Here is a 16,676-nt window from a genome sequence, read left to right as displayed (position 1 = left end):
CGACGCCTCACGCTTCCACGAGCGCGCGGCCGAGCGGCATGACGACCTCGTCCATTGCCCGGACGAACGCGGCACGGGCGTCCGCGCAGGGCACGTGGCCATGCGCCGCAGCCACGGCGGGCGCGAGCTGCGGCTCCGCGGGCGGCGGCGGCAGGCGGCCCGCGGCGTCGCGAAACGCTCGCGCGACGGCGTCGCGCACGGGGGCCCCGCCTGCGGCGATCGTGAAGGAGATGATGCGGAATGCGAGTTCTGCGTGGCGCGCTTCGTCCTCTGCGATGCTTGCGAGGACGCGGCGCACGGCGGGGTCTGATGCGCGCTCGGCTTGCTCGGCTGCGAGCACGGCTGCGAGCGTCTCGCCCACGGCGCCCTCGATCACGGTGGAGACTGCGAGCTCCCGGAGGCCCTCGTCGAGTGGGAGGGAGAGCGCCTCGGGCAAACCTCGGGGTGCGACGGGCGCGCCGCGGTAGGCGGCTGCCAGCGAGAGGGAGAGCCGGGCGTGCCGTACCTCGTCGAGCGCGGCTTCGTGTGCGGCCCGGACGAGGGATTCGTCGGCCCCGTGCGCGAGCAGCACGAGGGCGAGGCGCGAGAAGGCGGCGACCGAGGCGTGCTCGAAGAGGCCGTCGCGGATCCAGCGCTCGGCGAGCACCTCGCGTGCTTCGGCGGAGAGGCCTTCGACGTTGGGCGCGAGTGGCTCGTCGGACCAACCTCGCCGCGTGGCCTCGACGGGCGCGACGGCGGGGCCGTCCTCGGCGCGGAGCGGTCGCCCGATGGCGCACGTGGTCTCGATCGTGGTGTCGTAACAGCAGAAGCCATTGCCGCTCGGATCGGGCTTCGGGCCGGCGTCGACCGAGTGCAGGCAGGAGCAGATGTCGAGGCTCTCCGCGATGGCGCCGTGGGCCTCGTTCGTCGGGGGGCAGGTCAGGCCCGTCGAAGGGAAGCAGGCGAGGAACGACGTGAGCGGTCCCGTGCCCTCGCACGCCGTCGTGCCCGTGGAGCTCGACGTCGCGTCCGTCGTCGAGTTCGTGCTGCTCGTGCCGCCTGCGCCGCCTGCGCCGCCTGCGCCCGTGGACTCGCTGTCGACGACGACCTTGGCGCCGCAGCCGACGAACGCGACAGGCGCGGCGAGCGTGACGCCGAGCGTGGCCGCGACGCGGTATACGAGTGTTCTCCGAAAGATAAGCGAGCTGTCCATGGGCGCATGATACATGACGAAGCGCGCATGCAACCCCCCCAGCTCGTGACGATCACGTTCAGCCACTACTGCGAGAAGGCGCGGTGGACGCTCGATCACGCGGGCATCCCCTACCGCGAGTCCGGGCACCTGCCCGCATTCCACATGCTCGCCGTGCGCCGCGCGGGCGGGTATCGCAGCGTGCCTGCGCTCATCACGGACGAGGGCGCGATCAACGACTCGACGGACATCGCGAAGTGGGCCGATCGAAGAGCGCCGGGGGCGCGGCTCTACGGGACGAACGACGCCGAGCGCCGGGAGGTCGAGACGCTCGAAGAGCACTTCGACGAGCATTTCGGGCCGCACACCCGGCGATGGATGTACTTCCACATGCTGCCGGATCGCGACCTCGTGCTCCACCTCTCGAACAAGCAACACGCGCCGGCGCTGGAGAAACGCCTGCTCCCCTTGTTCTTCCCCGTGGTCCGCCCGGTGATGCGCAAGGCCATGCGCATCACGCCCGAGGGCGCCGCGCGCTCGCTCCGCAAGATCGAGGCGATGTTCGCCGAGGTCGGCAAGAAGATCGAGGACGGTCGATCGTTCCTGGTGGGCGACGCGCTCACGATGGCGGACATCACCTTCGCGAGCCTCGCGGCGGTGGTCCTGGCCCCGCCGGAGTACGGCGCGCCGCTCTTCCCGATCGAGATGCTGCCGCAGGAGCCCGCCGCGCACATACGCGCCTGGCAAGAGCTGCCCGCAGGAAAGTTCGGGGCGCGCCTGTTCCGCGAGCACCGAGCCCGCGCGCGCGCTTGAGGGTCGACGGCGAACCCATCCCGCGTGACAAGCCGTCCCACCCGCACCGGCACGCATGGTAACGTCAAAGGGCAGACGCTCACCGGGATCCCCATCCCGCTCACCGAGCCTCGGTTCTCCCCATGCCCCGCCGCTACCTCGTCCTTCGCACCGATCGCACGCAGCGCGCGTTCCTCACCCGCGAGCTCGAGCAGGGCCGCCTGCGCCAGGGCTTCGGGTGGCGACGCGAGCACGATCTGCGGCTCCTGCGCGACCAGGTGCGCGCAGGAAAAAAGCTGAGCGAGGAGGAAGCGAGCGTCTGGCGAAACCGGCGCCTGCTCGACACCGAGCCCGACGGCCTGAAGCCAGGCAACGTGCTCATCCTGCCAAACCTGCTCGATCAAGGCCGATGGGCCCTCGCACGCGTGAAGGGCGCATACGAGTACGCGCCCATCGTGGCGCCCGGGCGGGAGGGCCCCGATTACGGCCATATCATCGCCGTGGATCCCATCCGCACGCCCGCCGGGAAGGTCGCCAGCGTGGAGGCGGAGAACACGCACGTCGACGCAGAGCTGCGCGCGACGATGCGAAACCCGTCGAGGATGTGGTCGATCGACGCGCTCGGCTCCACGGTGGAGGCGCTCGTCCACGCGATCGAGTCCGGCAAGGATACGTGGACGCCGGACCCGGAGACGCAAAAAGCCGAAGGGTTCTTCACGGCGGTCCGCGACGCGGCGTGGAAGCACATCCTGACGAAGTACAAGGGCAACGAGCTCGCGCACCTCGTGCATCACCTGTTCATGTGCATCTACGAGGGCGGGCGCGTCGAGCATTGGGGCGGCGCCGGCGAGAGAGGCACGGATCTCATCGTCTACACGCGCGATCCGCTGGGCCTCGAATACAAAGTCGCCGTCCAGATCAAGCAAAACGACGGGCTGCACGACGACGAGCGCACGCTCGATCAAATCGAGCAAGCCAAGGAGCTGCACAAGATCGACGCAGGCGTGATCGTGACGACCGCCGAAGCGACGAGCAACGGATTCGAGGAAAAGTGCGCCGCCCTCGAAGGCCGACTCGGCCTCGACATTCGCGTGATCGCGAGGGGCGAGCTCATCGAGCTCGTGATGAAGTACCTCGGCAAAGCCCGAATGACAGTCCGCGAGGCGCTCATCGACCTCCTCCGCGCAAGCACACCCACCCCCGAACCAAGGGAACACACAGCCGTCACGGATCGCATCTACGACGAGCTGCAACGTCTCCCGGAGCTCGAACGCCAAATCGCCGGAACCAAGGTGGCCCACCAGAACCGCGGCAGCGGCATTCACCTGATCCGCGTCGAGCTCCCCCAGGAAATGATCGGCGCCGTCGTCGAGCCCATCGCCCAAAGCATCGTCTCCTGTCTGCGGCGCATGGTCCCAAGCGCAAAATGCCAGCGAGGCAAACCCAGCGGCACCACGAAATGGATGGTCGTGGACACCCTGCTCGAGCTTGCTTGATGGGCGCCGCGCTGGGGCTTTGCCCCAGGCCCCACCCGGGGCTGTCCGCCCCGGGACCCGGACCAGCGAGGCGCTGGACCCAGGACGATGAACTGCGCTCCGCGCAGTTCATCGAACAGCCGGGGTCAAGACCCTCCACGACCCTGCCAACCAAGACAGCGGCGCTGCGGGCTCAACGGGCAGCGTGCCCGTCGCCGGCTTGAAACCCACCCCCGTGGTCTTGCCACCGGCTCGTGGGAAGAACTGCGCATCGCGCAGTTCTTCCCCCTCGGTCCAGGCCGTGCCTGGTCCGGGTCGAGGGGCGGACAGCCCCCGCGGGGTCCGGGGCAGCGCCCCGGCGCGACGCCCCAGCCCCGGCGCGACGCCCCAGCCCCGGCCTGGTGAGGCGGAGAACCGCTTGCCGGGACCGACGTAGCGCATCGCGGCGAACCTCCCGTTCCGGAAATTCCCTGATCGGGTATCCTCCTTTCCGCCATGCCCCCGCCTTCCGCCCGAGAGCACGCCGAACGTCGTGTCGGCAGAACGCTCCGGGACAAGTACCGCATCGAGCGTGTGCTTGGTGTGGGTGGGATGGCGACGGTGTACCTCGCGGTTCATCGCAACGGCCATCGGGTGGCGGTCAAGATCCTTCATCCGGAGCTCTCGGCCAGCGTTACCCAGCGGGATCGCTTCGTTCGTGAAGGGTACGTCGCGAACTCGATCGAGCACCCGGGGGCTGTGCGCGTCCTTGATGACGACGTCTCGGATGATGGGTGCCCTTTCCTCGTGATGGAGTTGCTCGAGGGCGAGACCCTCGACCAGCGGCGGAGACGCGCGGGCGGCAAGATTGCTTGCCGTGAGGTCCTCGTCATCGGGCATGCGCTCTGCGATGCGCTTGCGGCGGCCCATGACAAGGGCATCGTGCATCGCGACATCAAGCCGGAGAACGTGTTCGTCACGTCGGACGGCACCCTCAAGATCCTCGACTTTGGCATCGCGCGGGTCGTCGCCGACGAGGAGGGCGGGCCCGGCGGCGTCGCGGGCACCCCTGCGTACATGCCGCCTGAGCAGGCGCTTGGGGATCGGGGCGCCATCGATGCGCGCACCGACCTCTGGGCTGCGGGCGCGACCATGTTCACGCTCCTCACGGGCAGGCTCGTGCACGATGCGAGCCGCGCGACGGAGCTCCTCACGAGCACGGCGACCAAGCCTGCGCCGCGCCTCATGGATGTCGCGCCCGAGGCTCCGCGTGATGTGGCCCGCGTCATCGACCAGGCCCTTGCTTACTCGCGCCATGACAGGTTCGAGGATGCGCGTGAGATGCGGGATGCGATCGGCTCGGCTCACATCGTGGTGTATGGCGAGCCTCTCTCCGTCGTTCCTCGCAACAGCGGCAGTTCTCTCGCGTTTGCGCCTTCGTCGTCGGGGCGTATCTCGCTTCAGCCTGCTTCGGGGCGCGTCGTCGCTTCGCGACCGCGGGCTGAGCTCGTCGAGACGGTGCTTGATGTGCCTCCTGGACAGGAGGGCACGCCGCGCCCGCCCTCGCTCGCGCCGGCGGCTGCGCCTGTCGACGGCGCGCCGCAGAACACGGTGAGTGAGCCTCTCTCGTCGAGCCCGACCGAGGAGCGCCCTTCCCGGGCGCGGGCCCTGCTCATGATGTCGGCGGGGTTCGGCATGATCGCCACGCTCGTCGTCCTCTTCGTCGCGCGGGCCAGCCGCACCGCGCCGACCGAGGCCCCGCCGCCTCCGACGCCGCGGAGTGCCTGCGTCACGAACGCCGACTGCATGCCCCCGGGTGGGGACAAGCATGCCATCTGCCGCAAGGATCGCGGCGCTTGCGTCACGCTCGAGACCGATCAGTGCCGCGTCCTCGCCGAGGCGGGCGACGTTGAGAACGACGGCACGATCTGGATCGGCGCGATGTACCCGCACGACGAGAAGAAGGGCACGACGTACGGCCGGCAAGCGGCGCGCGCCGTGGACCTCGCCCGCCGTGATTTTGCGGGCCTCACGGGCGGCTTGCCGCCTGCGAGCGGCGCGGGCAAGCCTCGCCCGATCGGGATCGTCCTCTGCGATGACACCGAGGCGGCCGAGCGCGCGGCGTCGCACCTCGTCGACGACGTCGGTGTCCCTGCGGTCCTCGGCTTTGCGCGTAGCAAGGAGGTCCTCGACCTCGCGCAGGCGTACTTCCTGCCGAAGGGCGTGCTCGCGCTCGCCTCGAACACCGCCTCCATGCTCACGGACATCGCGCATGCGCCGGACGATCCGCGCCTCGTCTTGCGCGTGACCTCGAGCGCGACCATGTCGACGGGCGCGAAGGCCGCGTTCCTCGAACATGTGCTCGAACCGGAGATTCGCAGGCGCCCCGGGATCCTCCGCCCCGGCGAGCCGCTGCGCGTGGCCATCGTCCGCGTGGACAATGCGTCCGGCGTGAGCCACGCGGACCAGCTCCTCTCGGTCTTGCGCTGGAACGGCAAGAGCGCCGCCGAGAACGGCGACGACCTGCGCCAGTTCGTGGTGAAGGACGAGCTCGCCGGTTCGCAGACGGGGGACGCTGTCGCGAGCTTGATCACGTCGATCGGCACGTTTGCGCCGCACGTCGTCTTCGAGGCCGGCGCGGGCGCGCAGTTCCTCGTCGAGCTCGAACGGCGCTGGCCGAAGAGCCTCTTCTTCCGGCCGCATTACGTCATGTCGGGCTCGCTCGGGTCCGACGACTTCCTCAAGCTCGTCGCCGAGCGCCCCGACGCCTCGCGCCGGCTGCTCAGCGTCGACGCCGCGATGAACCCCGCGCTCGCGAAGTTCGTCGTGCACCACAACGAGATCTTCCCGGACAAGGTCACGCCGTACGACTCGACGAGCGCCCCGTACGACGCGTTTTACGCCGTCGCGTACGCCGCGCTCGCGCTCGGCGACGAGCCGATCACGGGCCGCGGCCTCGCGCGCGCCGTGCGCCGCCTCGTGCCCCCGGGCGAGCCGGTCGAGGTCGGCCAGGGCGGGATTTACTCGGCGATCAGGGTCCTGCGCGGCGGTAAAAATATCGACCTCACGGGCTCGCAGACCTCGCTCGACTTCGATCCGGAGACCGGCGACGCCACGGTCGATTTTGCCGTGTATTGCCTCGATCCGAAGCGACGTATCGCGGCCGAGTCGGGCCTCGTCTACCGCGCGAAGACCGGCAAGCTCGAAGGCGCGATGCGCTGCCCCTGACGGATGCGGCAAGCCGTTGCGCGCGCGGGCCGAGTGCGGATACCGTGCGGATCCCCCCGCGCCATGCGAACGCCCGCTGCCCTCCTCGCCTCCCTCCCTTCGGCCCTCGCCCTCTCGCTCGTGCTCTGTACGGGCGACGCGCACGCGCAAACGGAGGCGTGGTCGGATCCGGATCCGAAGGGCCAGGGGACGCGGTATGCGCTCGACAAGTTCGGCTTCCGCGCCGGCGCCGAGTACCGCGCGAACTTGCTCTACGTGAACCCGATCGCGGTGAACAGCGAGTCGAACCGGCGCGTGAGCTGGATCGAGCACCGCCTGCGCCTCGACATCGGCGTCGACTACCTCGACAAGGTGCGCCTCTACGCCTCGGCCGACATGCTCGACGGCGTGCTCTGGGGCGACAACGGCACGCTCGCCTCCGGCCCCAAGCCGAACTTCGGGACGAACATCAACGCGCGCAGCCCCAACGTCACGACGCCCTGCGTGGGCCTGCGCGGCACCGACCCTTTGAACGCCGACGACTACGGCTACACGCTCTGCTCGCAGGAGCAGATCCGGTTCCGCAAGGCCTACGGCGACGTCGTGCTCCCGATCGGCTTGCTCCGCGTGGGCCGCCAGTCCGCGAACAACGGCACCGGCATCCAGGCCGCGGACGGCGACGGACGGACGAACCGCTTCGGCTTCAGCCGCCAGGGCAACCTCGTCGACCGTGTCCTCTTCGCGACGAAGCCGCTCGAAGCCTTCAAGCCCAAGGAGGAGCGCGACACCTCGGAGAACCGCGGGGTCATCCTCGCCCTCGCCTACGATCGGTGGGTCACCGACAGCGTGCAGCTCTTCGCCGACGACGTGCAGCAGGTCGACGTGGCCGTGCGTTTCCTCGCGCCGAAGCTCGGCCCCGCCCGCGACCTCTTCGTCGGCGGCTACTACGTGCATCGCTGGGACGACGCGAACAGCTCCAGCATCAACAGCTTCGGCCTGAAGGCGACGTCTCGCTTCGGCGACTTCCACGTCACCGCCGAGGCCGCGATGAACGTCGGATCGACCCGCGAGATCGCCCAGGCGAACAGCTACATCTCGAACGATCCCGTCGTCGATCAGCGCATCCTGCAAGGCGGCGCGCGCGCCGTCGTGCGCTACGACCGGCCCCTTTACACCGCGTACCTCGAGTTCGATTACGCCTCGGGCGACGCCGATCCGAACAACCGCACGCCGCTCACGCAGTTCGTCTTCGCCGAGGACGCGAACGTGGGCCTCTTGCTCTTCGAGCACGTCGTCGCGTTCCAGACCGCGCGCGTCGCGGCCGCGGGCACCGAGCTCTTGAACCGCCTCGGCGCCCCGAGTTTTCCCTCGGACTCGGTCTACAACCGCGGCGCCTTCACGAACGCGCTCGCGCTCTTCCCGCAGTTCGACATCCGCCCCGTCCGCGGCCTCACGCTGCGCGGCGGCGTGCTCTTCGCGTTCGCGGCCGAGCCCGTCGTCGATCCGGTCAACTCCCTCCTCGCTCGCGACGGCCTCACGATCGAGGACGACCTCGTGAACTTCGCCGGCGGCAAGCCCGGTCAGTACTGGGGCACCGAGCTCGACGGGCGCATCTCGTATCGCTACCTCGATCACTTCCTCTTCGACCTCGAGGGCGCGGTGCTCTTCCCCGGCGACGCTCTGCGAAACGAGGACGGCTACGCCGTGCGCAGCGTCCTCGTCCAGGGCCGCACCACCTTCTTCTTCTAGGTCTCGCGGAGCACGGACATGCGACGTCTTCCTCTTTCGCTCCTCTTGCTCTCCCTCGCGGCCTCGCTCGGCGCTGGTTGCGAGCTCTACGATGGCCCCCCGCAGCCGCGTATCATCGACGCCGAGGACGGCGTGCTCGAAGACGCGACGGCGCCGATCGTCCTCGCCTTCTCCGAGCCCGTGGATCCCACGACGCTCGACGTCTCGATCCTCCGCCTGGAGACCGACGTCGAGGGCAACCTCTTCGACGAGGACGACGATCCCGAGAGCACGCCCGAGGAGTTCTTCTCGTTCACGACGAGCCTCACGGAGGGCGGCACGGCCGAGCTCGTGGACAGCAATGCGACGCTCGTGATCAAGCCGAGCGCGCCGCTGCCCGTGGGCCCGAAGCTCGCGCTCGTGATCGAGGCGGGCCTCGCGGATGCCGAGGGCCACGTCACGAAGACCCGCAAGCGCCTGCTCTTCGGCTACAAGTTCAAGCTCGAGTGCGACAAACCCTCGACGGTCTTCCCGACCGGGAAGTACTTCCTGCTCGCGGACATCGAGAAGCCGCTGCAGACGCAGGTCCAGCTCTGGGCCGCGTTTTACGTCGACCCGGAGACGGGGCGCGTGCGCGGGCAGGCCACGAACGCCGATCGCGACAAGACCCAGGTGTGTCCGATGTCGTGCGGGACCGGCGAAGTCTGCCGGCTCCTGCCCATGCCCCAGTGCGTCGCGCAATCCGAGCGCGCGGGCACGGTGGACGAGCACTCGGATTACGTGCCGTATGGCACGCCGCCGACCGGATACTCGTTCACGATCGAGGGCTGCGCCGTGGACCAGCCCGGTGGCAAGGCCGTGTTCGCCACGGCGCCGACGGACATCGTCGTGCAGATCCCGCCGGTCACGCTGCGCAACGTGACGCTCACGGCCGAGTTCGCCCCGGGCGCGGACGGCGTGCTGCGCGGCACGGGCACGCTGGCGGCGGACACGGTGCTCCTCGGCACGTCCGCGAGCGGCAAGGGCGAAGGGAACATCGTCGGTCGGATCGTCGCCGCGGACGAGGCGCCGCCGGACATCCCGGACCCGCCGCCGGCGCCGTAGAGCATCAAACCGGACGATGGCCGATTCGTGACACGGGAGCGGGCGGCTTCGCGGCGGAAATTTGGTAAAAAGCCGAGACCATGACCACGACGACCTTCGAGGCTCCCGAGGCACCGGCGAAACCGACGAGCGCGGCTGCGCTGCCGCCGATGAACCGCTGCATCGACATGCCGCGCTTCGAGCTCGGCGAGCGGCTGACGCCGGAGCAGGTGGAGTTCCTCGACACGTTCGGCTTCATCCGCTTCAAGAGCTTCCTGCCGCGCGCCGAGGTCGCGAAGCTCGTCGAGGAGGTCGAGGCCATCGACGCGCGCCTCGTCGCCGAGGGGCGGACGGTCATCAACGGCGTGCCGCTCATCCTCGGCAAGCGCAAGGACGGCCGCGGCTTCGTGCAGCGCATGTGCTTCTCGTCGACCTTCGGCGAGCGGCTGCACGCGTTCCTGCAGGATCCTCGCTTCAAGGCGATCCTGGAGATCGCGGGGCCCGGGTATCGGATCGGCGAGCGGGAGCGGGATGGGCTCGTCATCAACCATTACCGCCGCGAGGAGGGGTCGAGCTACAAGCGGCTCGGCTGGCACACGGACAGCTTGCGGGACCTCTTCTATTTCGAGATGCCGCGGCGGTACCTGAACGTCGGGTTTTACCTGGACGATTCGCCCATCGAGAAGGGCGGCGTGCGGCTGATTCCGTTCTCGCACCAGCAAGGGCTCTGGCCGATGCTGACGCGGAAGGCGCATTTCATGGATACGGACGCGGATCCGGCCGAGTATGCGCTCGTGGCCGAGGCGGGGGATCTGACGATCCACGACGGCCGCATCTGGCATCGGGTCGCGGAGGCGAGCGCGACGGGTGACGCGAGCCAGCGGCGCGTGATGTACGTGCCCTTGATGGAGGGGCCGGAGAAGCTGAAGGACGAGAACAGCCCGACGCCGGTGTACTTCCGGCTCCGGCGATTCGCGCGGTTCTGAGGCAACACGTGACGCCGCGACGCACGGACTCGTCCCTCCAGCTCCTCGCACGCGCGGCGGGGAGCCCGGCGGCGCTGGCCGGGAAAATGGCCCGGTTTGGGAGGATGCTGGCGGGCTACGGCGATGGGCGCGAGCTCGACGCGCGGCTCGCGCGCCTCCTTCAAGCGGGGGTCCTCGACGCGGCGCCGACGCGGATCCAGCTCGTCGTGGGCTCGATCGACATGCTGCGGTTCTGGATCTCGCCCGCGTCGTCCGAGTATTACGAGACCCTCGGGATCGATTACACGTTCCACCAGATCCTGCGTTTCCTCGAAGAGCCAGCCTCGCTCGCCGATCCGGTCGGGTTCTTCAGCACCCGGGACAACGTGATTGGCCACCTGATGCAGGTCGTGCACGCGAATCCGCGCTACGACCTGGAGCTGCTCACGATGTGGGACGACGGGCTCGCGGAGCTCGAACGGCAGGTCGAATCGATGATCGCGGGGACGCACCCGCGAGGCGAGGCGATCGCGGCCATCGTGGAGGAGCCCGAATACCACGGGCGGCTGCTCGCGTATGTGCGTGTCTTCCGCAAAGATCCGGCCGCGCCCCCTCCCCTGCGCGCGAACGTGGAAGGGAGCGCCCACTGGGAGGATCGCGAGCGCACGTTCGGATCGCTGCGGACCTCGATGCGATACTTTTGCAGGCTGCCGACGGATCCGATGTCGGCGGCGCGGCATCTCCTCACGGTGAAGGAGTTTCCGCGGCACCTCGGGGAGCCGAATCCAAGCTGAGGACGAGGGAGGGACCCTTTCATGCCCATCGTAGCCATCGATCACGTGCAGCTCGCCATGCCCGCGGGGCGCGAGGACGAGGCGCGCGTGTTTTACGGAAAGCTCCTCGGGCTCGCGGAGGTGCCGAAGCCGGCGGACATGGCCAAGCGCGGCGGCGCGTGGTTCGAGGCGGGCGCCGTGAAGATCCACCTCGGGGTGGAGGCGGAGTTTCAGCCGGCGCGCAAGGCGCACCCGGGCCTGCGCGTGGAGGGGCTCGCCGCGCTCGTCGAGGGCCTGCGGGCCGCGGGCGTGACGGTCGCCGACGGCCCGCCGATCGACGGCATCGCGCGGGTCTTCGTGGAGGATCCGTTCGGCAATCGCATCGAGCTTCTGGAGCACACACCGAGCTGACGTTCATTGCCCCGGGCCGGTGCACGCGCCGGGCTGCGCGGGCGGAATGGCGCGCAGGTATTCGTACATGGCGAGGAGGTCCTCGTCGGCCATGATCCGGTAAAGGGCCCAGGGCATGACCTGGAGCGTTCGATTCGGGTCCTTGGGATCCCTCCCCGTGCGCATGACCGACATGAATTGCTCGCGCGTGAGCCCGCCGGGCAAGCCCTTCGCGTCGGGCGCGAGGCTCGGCGCCTTCAGGTTCTGCCCGAAAGGCACGCCGCCCGCGAGGTACGTCGCAGCCGAGAGGCGGCCGCGTCCGCCGGTGAACGGGGACGCGCCGGGGCGATAGGTCGGGCAGCTATGGCAATCGACACACGCGGACGCGGCGTTGACGAAATAACTCCCGAGCCCGACCTGAGCCCGATCCGCGCTCTCCAGGTTCAGCGGCACGGGGGCGAATCGCAGCCCGATCACGACCCGCGGGTCGAGCGGCACGGGCGCCTCTCCGGGGTCTCCGGTTCCCATGTCCTCGGACGTGCAGGAGAGGAGGAGCCCCACGAATCCGATCGTGATGAAATGCCGCCACTGCATGGATGAACCCCTCCCCAGAGCCCACGGCTCCGCGTCGGCCCCATGCAAGCGTGGCGCCCGTCCGTCCGTGCGCGAGGTGCACGGGCGGAGGCCCCTGACGTCGGGGGTTATTGCGGCCGGCCCTGCGCGATCCAGGTCTCGACGAGCTGGATGTCCTCGGGCGTGACGGGCGGGAGCGCGAGCGGCATTCCGCGGACGACCGGATCGGTTTGTCCCGCCTCTTCGCGGTACCGGGCGAGCATGGCATACACGAGGCGCGGCGTGCCGTCGGGCATCGGCGAGAAGATGCTGCGGCGTTCGCCCTTGTCGTCGACGTACCCCGCCTGGATGCCCTCGTACTCGGCGAGGTTCAGGCCGCGGGGCCGATAGCCAAAGCCGCCCGTATTGCCAGGCCCGCCGTCGCCGATCGCGTAATCCGGTTCGGCGTGGCAATGCCAGCAGGTGTTGCGGAAGACGCGGCGGCTGACCTCGTCGTACGTCACCTTGCGGTCGAGCACGGGCAGGCGCGGCGGGATGATCTTGGCCACCTTGGGCGCGAGGTCGGCGCGCAAAAGGAAGGCGGAAAGGTCGCGCTGCTCGTCGGGCGTGAGCGGCGTCTTCGGCATGAGCGTGTCGGGCTTCTGCGCCTTCGGGTCGTCGAGCCAGCGGACGAGCTCGCCCGGGGCCATGCGCTCCCGGACGTACCGCAGATCCGGCGCGAGCGCGCGGGCCATACGCTCGCCCTTGCCTTCGAGATCGGCCACGCCCGCCGGGAGCGCGGCGCGCGGGGCGCCGGTGTATTCGTGGCACTGGCGGCAGCCCTTCGCCTCGAAGAGCGCGCTTCCCTTTTCGACGCTCGCGCCTTCGAGCGCGACCGCCGGGGCCGGCGTCGCCGAGGACGTGAGCCACGCGGCGACGTCACGCGCCTCCTCCGGGGTGATCGCGAGGCGCGGCATCGTCGTGTCGAGGTGCGGGCGGACGTCGTGTGGTTCGAGGAGGAATTTTTCGAGGAAGCCGCGGCGCAATCGGCCGCCGATGTTGGCGAGCGACGGCGTCTCGCGGAAATGGACGATGCTCTTTTGCCACTTCGCGAGCGAGGTCGCCGAGGCCTGGTACGTGCCGGCGTGAATCTCCTGGTGGCAGCGGACGCAATCCTGGTCGAGCGCGGGTTTTTCGAAGCCGGTGCCCTCGTGACAGCGGTTGCACTGGAACTTGGCGACGAGGGTTTTCCCTTTTTCGGCGTCGCCAAGCGGCGGCTCGGGGCTCGGGGCGGACGCCGCGAGGGTCGTGGAGCTCGAACGCGCGGAGGGAGCGGCAGGAGGTGCCTCCGCGCGCTCGTCCTTGCGACAGCCGAGAAGGAGGAGGACTAGACTGACAAGGACGAGCGCGCGGGGCACGGAGGAAATCCCTTCGATGGGCCTAGCTCTGGCCCCCCGAGTTCGTGGGCACCTGGCAGACGGAGCTGTCCTTGGCCATCGTGTTGCAGCGCTGGACGGCGGCGTCGCGGGCGGTCGTATTGCCGGCCTCGTGCTGGAGGCGGCCGAGGGCCGCGTAGCCCTGCGGGCTGGCCATGAGGTCGCGGTCCGCGAGGCCCTGGAGCAAGCTGCGCGCCTCGTCCTTGCGGCCCTCGACCTTGGCGAGCGCCTCGCCGAGATCCGTGTCGACGGAAGGATCGTTCTTGCGCTGCTCGCGCAGCCGCTCGAGGGCCGCGACGGCCCACGCGACGTTCTTGGCGCGCTGCTCGGTCGTCTTGCCCCGCCAGGTCGGGTCGAGGTCGATGCCGCCGTCGGTGCGGACGAGGGCGACCGCGAGGGTGCGCTGGGCGCGCTGGAGCATGCCGTCCTTGCCCGGGTTGATGCTGCGGATCTCAGGGAACATGCGCACGATCGACTGGGCCGAGGCCACGATCTTGCCATCACGCATGGTCTTCTCGGCGCTCGCGAGGCCCTGGATGCGGTGGTCGATCTCGGGAATGAAGACGTCGCCACACGCCGCCGCGTCGTTCGAGACGGCCGGAATGGCGGCGAGGGCAGCGAGACCGAGGGCGAAACGAACGGCGAGACCCTTGATGGTGAGCATCGAAACCTCCTCCTGGTGCGACGAGCGGTTCAACCCGGGTATCGGGGCGGGCGGTTCTTCTGTGACAGCGGCCGGCGAAAAAAGTTTTGCGAGAAGCCCCGAGCGTCGAACGAACGACAAACGCGCTTCGGGGGCGGGATCTTTCAGCGGTCAGGCAGAAGGAAGCGACGCGAGCGAGAGGCGGGCGACGGCGGCAAAGAGGAGGTTTCCGTCGAGGACGACGGCGTCCTGGTAGAGGCGCATGCGCTCGGCGGGGTCGTCGACGAGGTTGCCGAGCTTGACGAGGAGCTGGGTGCGGACGTCGGGCTCCTCGGCGACGTCGAGGCCACGGCGGTAGGCGGCGCGCGCTTCGAGCGGTTTTCGCTGGGCCGCGAGGGCGTCGCCGAGCCCGACGTGGAGCAAGCCGAGGTCGGCCTTCGCGAGGGCCTCCCGGGCGCGTCGGGCTTTTTCCGCCGGGTCGAGGTCGGGGCGGTCGAAGTCGGAGACGAGGGCGAAGACCGCCGGTTCGAGGGCGCCTGCGGCGATCCGTTCGGCGAGGAGGCGGTAGGCGCGGCAGCGGAACCAGCCCGGGGCGAGCTCTTCCGTTTTGCGGAAGAGCTCCGCGGCCTCGGCGGCGCGGCCCATGAAGAGGCACGTGACGCCGGCCTGGTAGACGGGCGAAGGGGCATGCCGATCAGCGACGGCGCCGCGGCGGAAGGCTTCGAGCGCCCGGACGAACTCACCGGCCGCGCCGAGGCGCTCGCCCTCCTCGGTGGCAATGGACGAGGCGCGGAGATCGGGCCGATTGCGCTCATAGATGAACTGGACGGAGCCCTGGAGGCCGCCGAGCTCGTCGATCTCGGCGGGCTTGCCGTCGACGAGGGCGACGACGCGGCATCGGGGCTCGCCGGCCCGGACACGCTCGGCGCGGCGGCGGAAGGCGCGGGCCTCGTCGGCGTCGCCGAGTCGATCGAGGACGGAGGCAATTCGCTCGGCCCGGGCGGCGGCCTCGGCCGTCTCGCCGAGGTACCGGTGGACCTCGAAGAGGGAGAAGAGGGCGGCGAGGGCGCCCTGGTCGTCGCCCGACTCTTCACAAAGGGTGAGGGTCTGCTCGAAAGGCGCGCGGGCCTCGGCGACGCGGCCGGTGTGAAAGAGGCATTCGCCGAGGCGGCCGACGAGCATGGCCTGATGGCCGCCCTTGGAGCCCTCGGCCTCGGCGAGCGCGGCGCGGGCCATGGTCTCGGCCTCGGCATACCGGCCCTCCGCGGCGAGGGCGTCGATGTCGGCGAGGGCCTGTTCGAGGCGCCGAAGGAGGACCTGGGTGCCCTCGGGGACGGTGGTGAGGGCCGCGAAGAGCTCGGGGCGACCTCGCATCGCGGCCATGTGCTGCGCGACGGAGGTCATGCCCTGGATGTACCAGCGCAGCCGCGGGCCCTCGCGGAACGGTTCGGGGAGGGTGCGCCAGCCGGGGAAGGCGTCGCAGATGGCTTGCTCGTGCGCCTCGCAGAGGGAGGAGAGGCGGTCGAGGTCGCCTTCGTCGACAGCGTCGAAGAGGGCCTCGCGGAGGGCGTCGGGGGGGAGCGGCTGCATCGGGCGGGAAGGTAGTCGAGGGGGGACGGGAGCGGAAGCGGAAGCGGGAGCGGAAGCGGAAGCGGAAGCGGAAGCGGGAGCGGAAGCGGGAGCGGATTCCGGTCCTTCGGATCCGGGGTCGCCACGGTCGAGCGGCCGGCACGCCCCGACCTGCCGCCGCGCACCCTCATGAGGGGCCGGCGCGTACGGCCCCGGCGCGCGCGCCCCCCCCGTTCCCGGGAACTCGAACAGCTCGGTGGAGAGCTCGATGTCGCCCCGGCGCTCCCCGCGCTCCATCTTCTAGTTTCTAGTCGAGCTTCACCCATACGTGCACGGTCCTGCCCGTGCGGACGTCCACGATCCCCAGCCTCACCTCGTCGCCGCTGGACATGCCGCGCAACCTCTCGGCGAGCCCGGCCTCGTTCAGGACCCGCAGGTCGTTGACGGACGTGATGATGTCGCCCGCCTCGGCGATGTAGGTCCCACCTCCCACGAGGCGCGCTCGCAAGAGCGGGCTGAGGGAATGAAGTTTGAGAATGCGAGCGCCCTCCCGGCCGGGCCTGGCGCGGGTATCGAATTCGGCGCCGAGGAGCTGGGCGCTCAGGGGGATGACGATGTCAGCCCGCGCCGGCGCGGGCGGCATCCCGAGGAGGCTGCTGGTGACCAGCGCAAATGCGAACGTCATGGACCTGATGAACGGCATGATTCCCCCTTCCGGCGCAGTCGCGGCTGCGCCCCCCACATCTTCAATGCGTCCCCGGCCCAGGCGCGTCAACGCAGAGGACGGCCGGAGGGAGAAGCGGACGCGCACGCGGCAACCCTTCCGCCAGGTGCACGGCGCGCCGTGCGCGCGCGCAACGGGCCCGATGGTAGCCGCTCGGTGGGTGTTGCACGCGCGCAAGACACGCCAAAC

The 16,676-nt window shown here is 69.8% G+C and carries 14 protein-coding genes; 8 read left to right on the top strand and 6 right to left on the bottom strand.

Translation table 11 applies throughout. The features are described 5' to 3' along the window. Nucleotides 1-7: 7 nt before the first annotated feature. Nucleotides 8-1,192 (bottom strand): ferritin-like domain-containing protein, encoded by a 1,185-nt coding sequence (locus E8A74_RS40245; RefSeq protein ID WP_136934427.1) that lies wholly within the window; start codon nucleotides 1,190-1,192, stop codon nucleotides 8-10. Between the two features lie 27 nt (nucleotides 1,193-1,219). Here E8A74_RS40245 and E8A74_RS40240 point away from each other — a divergent pair, with 27 nt between their 5' ends. The 8 genes from E8A74_RS40240 to E8A74_RS40205 all read left to right on the top strand — a co-directional run bounded on the left by E8A74_RS40240 (nucleotide 1,220) and on the right by E8A74_RS40205 (nucleotide 11,584). Then, a complete protein-coding gene (locus E8A74_RS40240) occupies nucleotides 1,220-1,984 on the top strand; it encodes a glutathione S-transferase family protein (protein ID WP_170229732.1) in 765 nt (254 codons plus the stop codon). 122 nt (nucleotides 1,985-2,106) lie between these two features. Then, nucleotides 2,107-3,459 carry a restriction endonuclease gene (locus E8A74_RS40235; protein WP_136934425.1) on the top strand — a complete coding sequence of 451 codons (1,353 nt, stop codon included), beginning with the start codon at nucleotides 2,107-2,109 and terminating at the stop codon, nucleotides 3,457-3,459. 474 nt (nucleotides 3,460-3,933) lie between these two features. Continuing rightward, complete coding sequence (locus E8A74_RS40230) at nucleotides 3,934-6,645, top strand: bifunctional serine/threonine-protein kinase/ABC transporter substrate-binding protein (protein WP_136934424.1); 2,712 nt, start codon at nucleotides 3,934-3,936, stop codon at nucleotides 6,643-6,645. A gap of 63 nt (nucleotides 6,646-6,708) precedes the next feature. Beyond that, on the top strand, nucleotides 6,709-8,373 hold the full coding sequence (locus E8A74_RS40225) for a hypothetical protein (protein ID WP_136934423.1): 1,665 nt from the start codon (nucleotides 6,709-6,711) through the stop codon (nucleotides 8,371-8,373). Nucleotides 8,374-8,391: 18 nt separating this feature from the next. Further along, on the top strand, nucleotides 8,392-9,456 hold the full coding sequence (locus tag E8A74_RS40220) for an Ig-like domain-containing domain (RefSeq protein ID WP_136934422.1): 1,065 nt from the start codon (nucleotides 8,392-8,394) through the stop codon (nucleotides 9,454-9,456). An 80-nt stretch (nucleotides 9,457-9,536) separates the two neighbouring features. After that, a complete protein-coding gene (locus E8A74_RS40215; RefSeq protein ID WP_136934421.1) occupies nucleotides 9,537-10,421 on the top strand; it encodes a phytanoyl-CoA dioxygenase family protein in 885 nt (294 codons plus the stop codon). 8 nt (nucleotides 10,422-10,429) lie between these two features. Further along, entirely contained in the window at nucleotides 10,430-11,194 is a 765-nt protein-coding gene (locus E8A74_RS40210) for a hypothetical protein (protein ID WP_136934420.1), read from the top strand. 21 nt (nucleotides 11,195-11,215) lie between these two features. Next, complete coding sequence (locus E8A74_RS40205) at nucleotides 11,216-11,584, top strand: VOC family protein (protein ID WP_136934419.1); 369 nt, start codon at nucleotides 11,216-11,218, stop codon at nucleotides 11,582-11,584. A 3-nt stretch (nucleotides 11,585-11,587) separates the two neighbouring features. Here E8A74_RS40205 and E8A74_RS40200 read toward each other — a convergent pair whose 3' ends face one another. The 5 genes from E8A74_RS40200 to E8A74_RS53270 all read right to left on the bottom strand — a co-directional run bounded on the left by E8A74_RS40200 (nucleotide 11,588) and on the right by E8A74_RS53270 (nucleotide 16,448). Further along, the gene (locus tag E8A74_RS40200; protein ID WP_136934418.1) at nucleotides 11,588-12,157 is read right to left on the bottom strand and encodes a cytochrome C; all 570 of its coding nucleotides are present in this window, start codon (nucleotides 12,155-12,157) and stop codon (nucleotides 11,588-11,590) included. Between the two features lie 107 nt (nucleotides 12,158-12,264). Then, a complete protein-coding gene (locus E8A74_RS40195) occupies nucleotides 12,265-13,533 on the bottom strand; it encodes a c-type cytochrome (protein WP_136934417.1) in 1,269 nt (422 codons plus the stop codon). A gap of 22 nt (nucleotides 13,534-13,555) precedes the next feature. Further along, complete coding sequence (locus E8A74_RS40190; protein WP_232379959.1) at nucleotides 13,556-14,215, bottom strand: tetratricopeptide repeat protein; 660 nt, start codon at nucleotides 14,213-14,215, stop codon at nucleotides 13,556-13,558. Between the two features lie 150 nt (nucleotides 14,216-14,365). Further along, nucleotides 14,366-15,784, bottom strand: coding sequence for a tetratricopeptide repeat protein (locus tag E8A74_RS40185; protein ID WP_136934416.1), 1,419 nt, complete (start codon nucleotides 15,782-15,784; stop codon nucleotides 14,366-14,368). A 286-nt stretch (nucleotides 15,785-16,070) separates the two neighbouring features. Beyond that, nucleotides 16,071-16,448, bottom strand: a complete 378-nt coding sequence (locus tag E8A74_RS53270; protein WP_170229729.1) for a PDZ domain-containing protein — start codon at nucleotides 16,446-16,448, stop codon at nucleotides 16,071-16,073. Between the last annotated feature and the right edge of the window lie 228 nt (nucleotides 16,449-16,676).

This window comes from Polyangium fumosum (genome assembly GCF_005144585.1).
In the GTDB taxonomy this organism is placed as follows: Bacteria; Myxococcota_A; Polyangia; order Polyangiales; family Polyangiaceae; genus Polyangium; species Polyangium fumosum.
The sequence above is the reverse complement of the archived record's forward strand: the minus strand, read 5'-3'. Positions and strand labels throughout refer to the sequence as shown.